General features: G+C 41.9%; 9 protein-coding genes. 4 read left to right on the top strand and 5 right to left on the bottom strand.

Going from position 1 to position 12,580, the window contains the following annotated elements; genetic code table 11:
* Positions 1-26 precede the first annotated feature (26 nt).
* Positions 27-1,166: an FMN-dependent L-lactate dehydrogenase LldD gene (lldD, locus tag AND4_RS00310; protein WP_009840863.1), complete on the top strand. Its 1,140-nt coding sequence runs from the start codon at positions 27-29 to the stop codon at positions 1,164-1,166.
* 76 nt (positions 1,167-1,242) lie between these two features.
* Here lldD and AND4_RS00305 read toward each other — a convergent pair whose 3' ends face one another.
* The gene (locus AND4_RS00305) at positions 1,243-1,590 is read right to left on the bottom strand and encodes a helix-turn-helix transcriptional regulator (RefSeq protein ID WP_009840862.1); all 348 of its coding nucleotides are present in this window, start codon (positions 1,588-1,590) and stop codon (positions 1,243-1,245) included.
* A 348-nt stretch (positions 1,591-1,938) separates the two neighbouring features.
* On the opposite strand from AND4_RS00305, the gene AND4_RS00300 reads away from it, so the two are divergent.
* Complete coding sequence (locus AND4_RS00300) at positions 1,939-3,036, top strand: mechanosensitive ion channel family protein (protein ID WP_009840861.1); 1,098 nt, start codon at positions 1,939-1,941, stop codon at positions 3,034-3,036.
* A 99-nt stretch (positions 3,037-3,135) separates the two neighbouring features.
* On the opposite strand, the gene AND4_RS00295 is transcribed toward AND4_RS00300, so the two are convergent.
* Positions 3,136-3,855 (bottom strand): carbonic anhydrase family protein, encoded by a 720-nt coding sequence (locus AND4_RS00295; RefSeq protein WP_009840860.1) that lies wholly within the window; start codon positions 3,853-3,855, stop codon positions 3,136-3,138.
* A 334-nt stretch (positions 3,856-4,189) separates the two neighbouring features.
* Between AND4_RS00295 and AND4_RS00290 the strand changes: the two genes are divergently transcribed.
* Together AND4_RS00290 and AND4_RS00285 are read left to right on the top strand one after the other, a co-directional pair.
* Positions 4,190-5,236, top strand: a complete 1,047-nt coding sequence (locus tag AND4_RS00290; RefSeq protein WP_009840859.1) for an alcohol dehydrogenase catalytic domain-containing protein — start codon at positions 4,190-4,192, stop codon at positions 5,234-5,236.
* A 21-nt stretch (positions 5,237-5,257) separates the two neighbouring features.
* Entirely contained in the window at positions 5,258-6,472 is a 1,215-nt protein-coding gene (locus AND4_RS00285; RefSeq protein WP_083796248.1) for an OFA family MFS transporter, read from the top strand.
* 110 nt (positions 6,473-6,582) lie between these two features.
* Here the strand turns inward: AND4_RS00285 and AND4_RS00280 are convergent, their stop codons facing one another.
* The 3 genes from AND4_RS00280 to AND4_RS00270 form a co-directional block, all read right to left on the bottom strand.
* Positions 6,583-8,700, bottom strand: a complete 2,118-nt coding sequence (locus AND4_RS00280; protein ID WP_009840857.1) for a hypothetical protein — start codon at positions 8,698-8,700, stop codon at positions 6,583-6,585.
* Positions 8,700-10,277, bottom strand: a complete 1,578-nt coding sequence (locus AND4_RS00275; RefSeq protein WP_009840856.1) for a hypothetical protein — start codon at positions 10,275-10,277, stop codon at positions 8,700-8,702. Before AND4_RS00275 ends, AND4_RS00280 begins: the two co-directional genes overlap by 1 nt.
* A gap of 554 nt (positions 10,278-10,831) precedes the next feature.
* Complete coding sequence (locus tag AND4_RS00270; protein WP_009840855.1) at positions 10,832-12,580, bottom strand: EAL domain-containing protein; 1,749 nt, start codon at positions 12,578-12,580, stop codon at positions 10,832-10,834.

The following is a 12,580-nucleotide window of genomic DNA, read 5'->3' as shown; positions in this document are numbered from 1 at the left end:
GAATAACAAGCTAGGACAAGACTATTATGATTATATCTGCTTCTACAGATTATCGCGCTGCTGCGAAAGCCAAGCTACCTCCATTTCTTTTCCATTATATTGATGGCGGCTCATACGACGAGCGAACACTAAAACGCAACACTGAAGACCTAGGTGACGTCGCACTCCGTCAACGTGTTCTGCGCGACATGAGTGAACTTAGCCTAGAAACTGAAATCTTCGGCGAAAAGCTCGCAATGCCAATCGCCTTAGCACCCGTAGGCCTAACAGGAATGTATGCGCGCCGTGGTGAGGTACAAGCCGCCAAAGCCGCAGAAAAGAAAGGTATTCCTTTCACCATGTCAACCGTATCTGTCTGTCCTATTGAAGAAGTAGCTCCCGCAATCGAGCGACCAATGTGGTTCCAGCTCTACGTTCTCAAAGATCGTGGTTTTATGAGAAATGTGCTTGAGCGTGCAAAGGCGGCAGGCGTAACCACGCTGGTATTCACTGTCGATATGCCAGTTCCTGGCGCTCGTTACCGCGACATGCACTCAGGAATGAGCGGTCCAAATGCAGCAATGCGCCGTGTGTTCCAATCTATGCTTCATCCGAGCTGGGCGCTCGATGTTGGTGTATTAGGCAAGCCACACGACTTAGGCAATATCTCCACTTACCGTGGCGAACCAACCAAGTTGGAAGACTACATTGGCTGGTTAGGCGCAAACTTCGATCCATCAATTTCTTGGAAAGATCTTGAGTGGATTCGAGACTTTTGGGATGGCCCAATGGTCATTAAAGGTATTCTTGATGAAGAAGACGCAAAAGACGCGGTTCGCTTTGGCGCAGATGGCATCGTTGTGTCGAACCACGGTGGTCGTCAACTTGATGGGGCGCTTTCAACAGCGAAGGCATTACCGAGTATTGCCGATGCAGTAAAAGGCGATCTTAAGATATTCGCCGATTCAGGCATTCGAACAGGCTTGGATGTGGTGCGTATGTTGGCGCTTGGTGCCGACTGTACGCTACTTGGTCGCTCTTTTGTTTATGCCCTCGCAGCGAAAGGCGGTGAAGGCGTCGAGAACTTACTCGATCTCTATGACAAAGAAATGCGCGTAGCAATGACCCTTACCGGAGCAAAAACCATCGCAGATTTATCACAAGGTTCATTGGTTAAAATGCCATAAGCTTGCCGGACTTCTACCTGCCGCATAAAAACGAGAAAGCGAGCCTTCAAGCTCGCTTTTTACCTGTCTATTCTAATCAGATCAAGTGGTGCTCGTATTCAACTACCACCTGATTACCCTCAATAAATACGTTGCGAATCTCACCATCTACGGTGATGCGGTTTTGCAAGTACACAGAACCAGAACCAGAAATATCTCGTTCCGTCAATGAGGGGATAACTTGCCTAGGGCGAACATGTAATTGCTCACATAACTGCTTTACAAAGCCTAATGTCAATGGGGCATTACCACGTAGCAAAGCAGAAAACTCATGCAGACTAATACCTAGACGTTTCGCCATTTCCATTTGAGTAAGGTGCATTTTTGCTTTTTGCGACATCCAAATGTCATAGAGCGCATTCCTATCTAGCTCTGTAAATTCCATCATTCATCTCCGCATTTAAAATTAACCTAACAGTCTCACAATTAAGTCCAATAAATGTTAGTAATAAGTCAGAGAACCAACAATTGACCACTCGAATAGTAACAACTAAATTTCAAGCTTCAACTTGCAACAAACGGAGCAACCGACAGACAATACATTTGCCCTGCCCTGCTCATTCTTTGCACCTGCATTAAAACCACCAATGCTAATTAACGCTAAGTTCCCCCCTCTTACCTCTCTCACACTCAGAACATGTGCGTTGATTTATAGAATCACATCATTTTGCTAGGGTGAAAACACAAACTCTGCTACCTTTGATTCATTGTTCTAAAAAATGAAACTTTACTTATGCCACAGTGGTTTACAGAGCTTCAAACTTACGTCATGGCAAACCATCAAGATTGGAGTAGCAGCGTACTGTTTATAACAATTGCTAGCTTTTTTGCTTGGGTTGCTTGGCGCGTCCTATATTCTCGTCTCGTGATTTTATTTGAGAAAACACCATTCCATTGGGATGATTTATTTCTCGAGGCGCTTAAAGCCCCCGTTAGTACCTTAATCTGGTGTTGGCCAGCAACGGTTTCGTTGGGTATTGTGCTGCAAAGTGAGTTGGGAGATGAATTTAACTGGTTAAGCACCCTCAAGCTTATCCTAGTGATCAGCATTCTCGTTTGGATTGTGATGCGCCTTATTACCAACGTCGAAGATTACGTTCTCGAACAGAAAACTCGCGACGAGACCACAGTACAAGCAGTAGCGAAAGTCGCTCGCCTGTTATTCATCGTTATTGGCATTCTCACGGTAATGCAGGCATTTGGTCTGAGCCTTTCTGGTCTGCTGACCTTTGGTGGTGTCGGTGGCCTAATTGTTGGTTTAGCCGCAAAGGACCTACTTTCGAACTTCTTTGGTGGTCTAATGATTTACTTTGACCGTCCGTTTAAAGTCGGTGATTGGATCCGCTCGCCGGATCGCCAGATTGAAGGTACCGTAGAACGCATCGGCTGGCGCATGACCAGTATTCGAACCTTCGATAAGCGCCCCATATACGTTCCGAACTCCGTCTTCAGCAACATAGTGGTAGAAAACCCATCGCGCATGTTGAACCGCCGAATCTTTGAAACGATTGGCTTGCGTTACGACGATGCGGGAAAAGTGCCCGTAATCATTAATGAAGTCCGTGAAATGCTGAAAAATCACCAAGACATCGATGCGCGCCAGACACTCATCGTCAACTTTGATGCGTTTGGTCCATCGTCCCTCAACTTCTTTATCTATACCTTCACCAAAACCGTGAACTGGGTTCGCTACCATGAGGTGAAGCAAGATGTACTGCTCGAAGTTATGGCGATCATTAAGAAGCATGAAGCAGACATCGCTTTCCCAACACAGACGCTTAAGCTCGATCCAATTCAACTGGCAAAAGCACAAGAAGGCAGTGCTCTTTAACCCTCTGCCTGACAAATAACAAAGCCCGCTCCTGTGAAGTGACCTCGTAAAGTCGGACATTTCTGTTGCGCGGGCTTTTTTGTTACTCGTTTTTCAAACTTACTGTAGCGTTCGGATCATACGCGAATTCAATGGCTGAATTGGTCGATTGTTGTGACCCATCGCTTTCGTAAACGCTGTTACTTGCTCCGGAGAGATAGTTTGTGTCTCTTTGATCACCAACCAACGTACACCTTCAGAACATGGTGGTGTCGTTAAGGAACCATCAAAGCGGTAGTAATCTTTATTGTTAGGAAGTAGAGAATCTGCATCAAATGGGACTTTAATGGCTACAACCTGATCTTTTTTCGGAATATTAGCCAGCAGCTTGGCTAGTTCTGGGTTCTCACCACCTAATTTAAAGAACACAGCGACAACCGCTAAGTGACCCGCTTTATCCGCATGCACAAAGTGCGCTTCCAGGGGATACTCTTTACCATTAACGTGGTTTTCAGAAGGAGTGTGGAAGTGGAACTGCTTCAATGTGAATTCGGTGCCATCAACCATCAGCGTATTTTTACCCTCTAACTTGGTTTGCAGCGTGTGGCCATTATTAAGCAGCGATATTACCTTGCCTTCGTAATCGAAGTTCAACTTATCTAGCTTCGCTTCGGTCACGGATTGAATATCAATTGGGCTTTGATTCTGACCTTTAGCACATTCAGAGGCAAACTCTCCCCAATTTTCTGGGCCATGATCTCCCTTATATCCCCAGTTCGCTGCGTTTACCGAACTTGCAAATACCAACGTTAAACCAAGTGCTACCAGTGACTTACTCATTTCATTTCCTTTTTCTTTATTGTTAGTTAGATCAAAATTTTAATTGCGCACATTATTAACAAAAGAGCGACACAATTGAATTAACTCGCTCTGTGCAATCTATGTTTACCTGCCAACTTTGGAAATAAACCGACATTTTATGTAATCAATGGGCAAAGAGCCCAAAGCGGCTGTGAACGACAACTCAAAGACCACTGTTACCTCGACTTTATATTCCCCCTACAATACGGATAAACAGGTGTTAATTAATTGTTAATATGCCGTATCGATCACGTTAATTTATAAATCACATCTGTATGGTTCTGTCGTGTTTCTATAAAAGTCAAGGACCCCAATGAAAGCGTACGTATTTGATGGAAAAAGCACGGCTAAATTAGTCGAAAGAGAGAAGCCTGAAATTATTAAACAAAGTGATGTCGTGGTTAGAATTGAGAAAACAACCATCTGTGGGACCGACTTACATATTTTAAGAAATAATGTGGCGACGTTTAAGCCTGGCACCACAATGGGCCATGAGGGCGTGGGAATTGTGGAATCATGTGGTGATCGCGTAACTAAATTTAAGCCCGGAGATCGTGTTATCGTTTCATGCATTACCTCATGTGGTAGTTGCAAAATGTGCCAAGTGTCTAAGTTTGGTCAATGCTTAGATGGCGGCTGGTTATTAGGTAATGAGATCAACGGATGCCAAGCGGAATATGTTCGTGTCCCATATGGTGACACTAGCTTGCATCTAGTTCCAGATGACATCGATACTGATTGTTTAGTCCTACTTAGCGATATCTTCCCAACAGGATACGAAGTGGGCGTTCTCGACGGTCAAGTCCAACCCGGCTGTTCTGTTGCAGTCATTGGCTGTGGACCTGTCGGCCTCGCAGCATTGATGACCTCTAAGTTTTTCTCTCCAAGCGAAATCTACGCAATCGACAATAATCCACATCGTCTAGAGGTAGCTAAAGAATTAGGTGCAACACACGCCATTAACAATTCAGAAGGCACTGCCGTACAGCAAATCTTGGACATGACTAATGATGTTGGTGTTGACGTCGTGATCGAGGCGATCGGCATACCTGCTGGCTGGGACATGTCTCAAAAACTTGTGTGTCCCGGAGGCAATATTGCCGTGCTTGGTGTGCACGGAAAACCAGCAACCATTAACCTTGAAGACATGTGGAAACGAAATTTCACCATGACAGCGGGAATGGTTCATACCCACACCATTCCTATGTTAATCAAGCAAATTAGGGCAGGTTACTTGAAGCCTAAAGACCTCATTAGCCATCAATTTAAATTATCGGAAGCTAAAGAAGCTTATTCAACATTTACCCATGCCTCCGATCACAAATCGTTAAAGGTCATTATTTCTAACGATTGTTCATAACAAATATATGTTGAGGTTAAATTGATGAACAAACCAATTAAAATCCTACTGATAGGTTTATTTGTGAACCTATCGATCGGTATCTTATATGTATGGGGAGTTTTCAGTGAGCCTTTAGCTGAAGCGCTAGGTGTAAATGCAAAGCAGGTAGATGGTCCATATCAGACGTCTGTATTTGCCTTCTCAGTCAGTCTATTTTTGGCCGGTGTATGGCAAGACAAAATCGGACCAAGAAAAGTCACAATCCTTGGTGTTTTCCTTGTTGGAACGGGGCTTTTGGCTTCTGGTTATGCCTCAACATTGATTGAGCTTCAGGTCACATTTGGAGGCTTGGTTGGTGCCGGTATGGGTTTTGCCTATGCTTGCATTGGCCCCTGCACTATGAAATGGTGGCCGGAAAATAAAAAAGGACTCGTCAGTGGCCTCACCGCTGGAGGGTTTGCGATGGCGGCGCTGTATTTGGCGCCGCTATCAACCATGTTTATCGAACTGTTTGGCATCTTAGACACTTTTAAGATACTTGGCGTCGGCTTACTTCTCATGATTCCAATTGCATCTCTACTCGTTGATCCCCCAAAGGGTTATGTAGCCGAGGAACCAAAGGACGAAAATACGAAATCTTGCGTCGATGTGAATATGCAGTGGCTAGATATGCTGAAAACACCACAGTTTTATCAGATATGGTTCATGTTCATGGTATCTTCTGCTGCGGGTATTATGTTGATAGGCTCTATCGGTAGCATCAGCAAATCGATTGGATTAACACCGGAAGAGGTCGCGCTAAGTATCATTTTGTTGGCCATCTTCAACACCGCTGGCCGAGTCATAGGTGGTCTTCTATTTGATGAAATAGGACGTGTTCACACCCTAGGATTAATCTTTTTATCGCAAGCCCTGAATATGATATTTTTCACAACAATAGAAACCACGATCCCTCTAATGATTGGAATTTCTGTTGGTGCAATGTCTTACGGCGCTTTATTTGGTGTTTTCCCTCCAGTCACTGCGATCGACTATGGTTTAAAATCGTACGGCACTAACTTTGGCATTCTCTACTCTGCATGGGGAGTCTCAGGTTTTTTTGGCGGGATACTCGCTTCAATATCAGGTTCAGCAGAAATGATGTATTTGGCGTTTGCGCTACTCTTGTTTTCTATTACTGCGATGAACTACTTAATGAAACCTGTTGATAAATCAGAAATATTAACGAGAAATGCGGCAAAGCTTGAGTACTAAACTAGCATGTTCGCAATCGAATAGGATTATAGACACCTCACTAATAAGCCATTGTTATTAATGTATACCCAAGTAACCTCAAGATGCTTGGGTATACCATCAACATAGCCTCAAGGTTGAGAAATCTCGAACAGAGATTCTATCTCTATAACCTGAGACCATATATCCATGAGAATCATCTGCTCAAACGGACGCCAACGCACTTCCGGTGATGACAAAACATGACTGAGTTGTTCACTTATCTCTATCCAATATTGGTCACTAAGATAAATGTCCTCTGACACTAACTGCGTTAGATAGTAATGATGGTTTTCTTCCTGGTATAATATCCATGTAAACACACCATTTCTTTTATCCCAGAATGGCAAGTTTTTGACCCACGATTGATGAGAGTAATACAAGTACGATTTGTCTAGAAATGCGCTAAACAAAACACCTTGAGGTTGAGAAGGCCAAATCACTTGCTGCCACTCTAAGGGTAAGGAGTTGAGCGATTGATACTGGCGTTGTTCGTACTGAAATCGAAATATAAAATCGCCAAGTTTTGTCCAAGTACTCTGTATGTCTCCTTTAAACATCCGATCTCTAATTAATTGAAACAAATATGGCTTTGCTTGTGTAGCTGATAAGTGATTTGGAATCTGCTCTAAAAGCTCAAACAACTCTGGCATGTCTTTTTGTATTACATCCAACGAGGGGTTACCTTTGTAAGGCAAAGCTGCAAGAAGGACATCGTCTTTATTTTGCCACTGTTTCCAGAGGTTTATATAAGGCTCATCGAGCTCAAGGTTTGTCCATCCGCGCCTAACTCGCTGATTGATGTATTTGCTCAGTTCAATGCTTTCCCATGGCTCCGATAGCTTTTGTAAAAGTGGATCAGAGGCTTCATCAAAAAATACCTCTTTGCCCTCATAATTCTGGCAAGAGAAAGGCCCACAGACTAATTCGCCAGCTCCGACAAGAAAGCGACCTGTTTGCTGCTCCTCTTCCGAGGCCAATCTTTGCATTATAGACAAGGAAAAATTGTCGATCGCGATTCGGCGCGCACGCTGATATAAATACCATCGATAGCTGCGAAGACTTCCGCTGTTTAACGTATCATCAACAAGGTTATTGATGCTATTACGTTGAATCTCTATGAGTTTACCCCGCCAATCAATAATATGGTTAAGTGCACTTTCAACAATATTTTGTTTATAAGCAAAGACATCCGCACGAACTTTCTCGATGTGAGGATATTTTCCAATGCCATAAAGTTTACCGACGTTTGCAATTAACATTCGATAACTGCACGATCTTAGCTCGTTGCGAGCCCCATTAGACGCAAAACCTAAACGATTTATTTCCTCTTTTACCGCCTCCTTTTGGTTAATACAAGCTTGTTCCCCAAACTTATGTATCACATGAGAGGGACGATTATAAAGATCTAACATTGAGCTAGCATATTGGGTATCAATTTCAGAAAAAATACCATTCATCACTTCCTGCAACTCCAATACTTTAGCATTGTAGGTAGCGTCATAATGAAGCAGTTGAATAGAAACGAGCCTTTCGGTCAACTCAATAATATGTTGCTTTAATTGTTCATGTTGCTTTTCTATCGCTCTTGCTGACGCGGTATTTATACTCGAAAGAACTGTTTCTTGGTCATAACTGTAATGCCCACTTTGTCGCCATTGGTTAAGACGCTTTTCAGGGCTATCTAATGTGGAGAGGTAATCGTAATACCCAATAGCAAAACCGATAAAAGGGATGGGCTCAGCAGTGACACTCAGTCGATGCAAATCACTGGCAGAGTCGTCCCACATGGCTCTAGTTAAATCATCAACCCAAGGCATAAAAAAGGCGATATCCAAAGCGGTTGAAAATGACCTTGCTCCGCTTTTCGCAATCTGCCATAAGGCTTGACGTTCAGAAATATGTTCGAGTTGAGCGATTCTTTCCAAGCTGTTAGGTTGACTCTTTTTACTGTCAACGACTACTGACACTCCAGTCCAATGCTCTGGAAACATGGTCTCTTGGCCTGTGGGCAGTATTAAACTGGGAATTTTCTCTAATGCCGCAACCTCTTTAACGTCATTAAGCTCGCTTTCGAACTCGTAGTCTAATCTCGCTAACCATTCATGCTCTTCTTCAAGCGTTTCCGCTCCAAGGCTGCACATTTCTAATGCATCAACGTTAACGACAAAACACAGGCCAACAAACAGGATTAGATTTTTAATCTTCATTACAAGCTCCAGCATTTCTTTGATTTAGGTAATGTGGAGTTGGCCACTAGGGTTACATTGGCTTGCTCTGCGAGCTTGGACCAACGCAAGCGGTTCGCGTAGAACACACTTTGAGAGGGCTGGACTGGCCTAATAATCCGATTAACTAGCAATTTTTTAGCGCTAGCAGCAATATATTCAGACGTTGCTAACGCAGATAAGTCATGATGAGTCGAAATTAAAATAACGTGATCCGCTTGAGTTAATAGTGCGGCACCCTCACCACCAATCCCCTCCGTATTGAACTGAATAATTGCGGATGGCGAATGGTCTTTTGTTATGCTGCCCACCGCCTTATCTATGGTTGCGACTGTCAATCGTCTCTCTGTCTCAGATAAAGAGGCAAACTCATCACCTTCAAGCAGCGCTATTTTCCGATTGGCTTTAGCAGCCAATTCAAGGGCAGTACGCAACACTTTGTCTAGTTTTGGAAAACCGTTTTTTCTTTCAATCAAACTGGTACTAATGAGCAAAAGGGAACGAGGACTGCTGTGTAATGCCTCACTCACTCTTGTCGTGCTTAACATCGTCGACGCCAACACTCCGGAAGTTGTCTGGACTACATGTTTAAGTGTTATATCGGTAGGAACGGATGAATACTCAATCATAGAACCAGGCCAGTACATATCGCGAGCCTGATGACCAAACTCTTTAGATAAGTGGTATTCGGATACAGGTACTTCAGATTTCAAACGTTGAATATTGGTTTTAACCCGAGCATAGTCTCCCTTAGAGACAGACTTATTTTTTAATGCCTCTTCCCAGGCAATCATCACGCTTTCCCGGCGCTCAATAGATGCTTGTCGTGAAGTAGTCAGTGTTTTGGGTTTGGTATTCCCCTTTTGATATGAGATTCCTGTAGCCTCTATCTCACGTTTCATCAGGTTGAATTCAACCACTTCTCCCTGTGAAAATTCTTGTCCCTGATGTGTTGTACCGGCAACTGGAGCAACATGACGAATTCGTTGTGTGCCTGTTGGTAAGCCTCCACTTAAATAGTCACGCGCGTGTATAAGTTCATGTCCGAGAGCAATTGAGGGTTCAATAATGGTCGAATGACCCGGGATCAAGACCGCATTATCAATATCAAAATAAATAACCGCAGGCACGCCCAACCCATTTGATTGGTGACTCACAAAGTCGGGTGACACTAATAGGGGCTCTGTAACAAACTGCTTGCCATTTTGAGGTGGTCTAATAACGACGTGAATCTTTTCTGTAATCGTGTGGCTTAGTTCCTCACTATGGAATGCTAAAGCACGTGCCTCATTAGGCAAAGCAATAGGAGCATAATGAGAGACTTGATTGATAATGGCCCTCCCTGTGCGAGTCTGTTTCAAGTTTTCAGTTAAAGCTGCAATTCCAAGGACAAAATCTTCAGAATGAGTTTGGACATAAATTCCATCTTCCACCTTAAACAAGAAGCCATCTGAACTGTTAATATCGATGATATTTTCTCCATCAGGAGGTCCAAAATATAGCGATGCATGAACAAAGGCAGAGAAGAATAATGAGATCATTGCGAGTAGTATTTTCATAGAGATTTTATAAGAAGATAAGTTTATGTGCGGTCTCCTGAGCGCTTTAGGGCTCTTTGGCTTTTACCTGACGCAAAAACAATATGGTTGCCTAACAACTAGTAAGAACACATAAGTTCGCTATAAGGAGAACCTCGAAGGGTGAGAAGCAGCGGTTAGACCATGAATAAATGGGTAAATAATCATCCCACTTACCGAAAAGCTCGTATGTTCACGCGCGAGGAACCTAAAGTGCCAACGACAATACTTGCCTACAAATGGATTTAGAGGTTTCATTGCACCGAAAAACTTTGGTGGAAAAACACCAAAACATGCTCAACGTTCAGACAATACCAAGTAAACAACATGTTGTCATTATGTAAATAGAAACAACATTGTAGCGCCTGCTTAAGATGAACTACCGTATCAATGTCACCCAGTCAAAGATCGCCGCTTGTAGAGAAAGTACCACTTAGCCATCAAAGCTATTGGGATGACCACATGATTGACATAAGGAATCTCAGCTACCCTTTTTTGGAAGGGATGATTTAGAAGAATAAGCTTAAGCACAAAATTTAAATGTTAAGTGCTTTTGAAAGCTCTAGAGTCGTCTTTACTCCCATCTTACTAAGTATTCTACTTTTAAAGGTACTCACCGTTTTTTGACTCACCCCAATTTCGTAAGCAATATATTTGTTGGTAAAACCGGCCAATAAAAGTTGGGCAACATGCTGTTCTCTTTTAGATAACTTTGGTGTGATTTTTCTATAGCTATTATTATATTTTTCGTCTAAATAATCAGAGAGACTACTAATTGTTTCCTGCATGTTGTCGAGTTTCTTAATAGTAGGAGCAATGATGTCTAACCCAGAGGTTGTTATTGAATAATCGTGTGAGATAAATACGGCTTCTACTTTTTCAACTTCACTATTTAATAGATTGATATCATCAGATTCTAAAAATTGCAAAGAATCGGTATCAAATACTAAAACATGATCATTATTCTCACTTAATAAATTAAGTAAAATTTCTATATTTGATATTAGCTGGATCTCGTTTTGAGGCAAAAATTTTGATAGAATCTTCACCATAGCCTGCCCCCTAATATTTATAAAGTCGAAATATAAAATAGACCTGAAATGACTTTTTTCATCTTTCTTAGGCTGAGTTTTTACGACGCTGTGTAACGAAGTTAGAGCCTCTAATTCCATTGGCTTTCCGGTATAAAATCCTTGGCATATATCCACACTCAACTCTTTCAAGTATTCCCATGTTTCTTTATCCTCAACACCCTCGGCTACGCACTGAAGGCCTAAGGATTGAGCAAGACGTACTGCTGCGATCGTGAGCTGTTGGTGCTTATAATCACCAGCCACATTCGAAATAAACCGTTTATCAATTTTTACTTCAGAGATCGGAAGATCAATCAATTGCTCTAAAGAAGCATATCCAGTACCAAAATCATCAACAGAAAATCGAACACCTTTAAGGCTTAATCGAGCAATGTTCTCTAGCGTTTTGGTGGTAAAGTTTAGGGCTTGTTCCTCTGTAATTTCCAAGATCAAACGCTCAAGAGGGAATTCATTTTCTTCGCAGACTTTTGTTGTGATTTCATAAAGATCCTGCTCTAAGATGTCCTGATTAATATTCATTGACAAATTAACAAGACTGTCCAATGTATTTAAAGAGGACGTAGCTTCTCTCAGGCTATGAACGTACATTTCGTTTGATAATCCTAACGATAAAATCTGAGGCAAAAAAGTACTTGGTGATAAAACTCCATGTTCTGGGTGACGCATTCTCATTAATAACTCAACACCAACAAGTTCGCCAGTTTCAAAACTAAATTGAGGTTGATACATATTAAAACCGTAACCTAATTGGAAAAACTCTTGAATTTCTTGTTCAGTGAAAACAATAGAAACTTCAATTTTAATATCATTATCTATATCTTCAAAAATCATCATCAATTCATTTTCTAACTGATGTCTCTTATAGTACTTTGGTAAGGAACGTATATATTTATAACCAATTTGATTGCACATACCTGATATCAGATTCTGGACTGAAATATCAACTAAGCTAAAAATTATTATTCTATTCACGAAATCAGGTGTTAAATATTTTGCCAATAATAAAACACCATCACAATCTGGCATTTTTATATCACAAAATGCAAGATCAAAATAACTGTTTTTTGAAATAATTAATTCTAAGTCAGACAAACTGCTCGCAATATCAATTTCATTATAACCAAGGTCATTTAAGTTTATTCTCAAGTTTAACGATTGAAGAGGGTCATCCTCTATAATTAAAATCTTCAT

The organism is Vibrio sp. AND4, from assembly GCF_000171815.1.
Classification (GTDB): Bacteria; Pseudomonadota; Gammaproteobacteria; order Enterobacterales; family Vibrionaceae; genus Vibrio.
Note: the sequence above shows the minus strand (reverse complement) of the source record. Positions and strands in the feature narration are given on the sequence as shown.

Coding starts and splice junctions, on each gene's coding strand:
- lldD (WP_009840863.1), top strand. CDS start 27: ATGATTATATCTGCTTCTACAGATTATCGCGCTGCTGCGAAAGCCAAG.
- AND4_RS00305 (WP_009840862.1), bottom strand. CDS start 1,590: ATGGAATTTACAGAGCTAGATAGGAATGCGCTCTATGACATTTGGATG.
- AND4_RS00300 (WP_009840861.1), top strand. CDS start 1,939: ATGCCACAGTGGTTTACAGAGCTTCAAACTTACGTCATGGCAAACCAT.
- AND4_RS00295 (WP_009840860.1), bottom strand. CDS start 3,855: ATGAGTAAGTCACTGGTAGCACTTGGTTTAACGTTGGTATTTGCAAGT.
- AND4_RS00290 (WP_009840859.1), top strand. CDS start 4,190: ATGAAAGCGTACGTATTTGATGGAAAAAGCACGGCTAAATTAGTCGAA.
- AND4_RS00280 (WP_009840857.1), bottom strand. CDS start 8,700: ATGAAGATTAAAAATCTAATCCTGTTTGTTGGCCTGTGTTTTGTCGTT.
- AND4_RS00275 (WP_009840856.1), bottom strand. CDS start 10,277: ATGAAAATACTACTCGCAATGATCTCATTATTCTTCTCTGCCTTTGTT.
- AND4_RS00270 (WP_009840855.1), bottom strand. CDS start 12,580: ATGAAGATTTTAATTATAGAGGATGACCCTCTTCAATCGTTAAACTTG.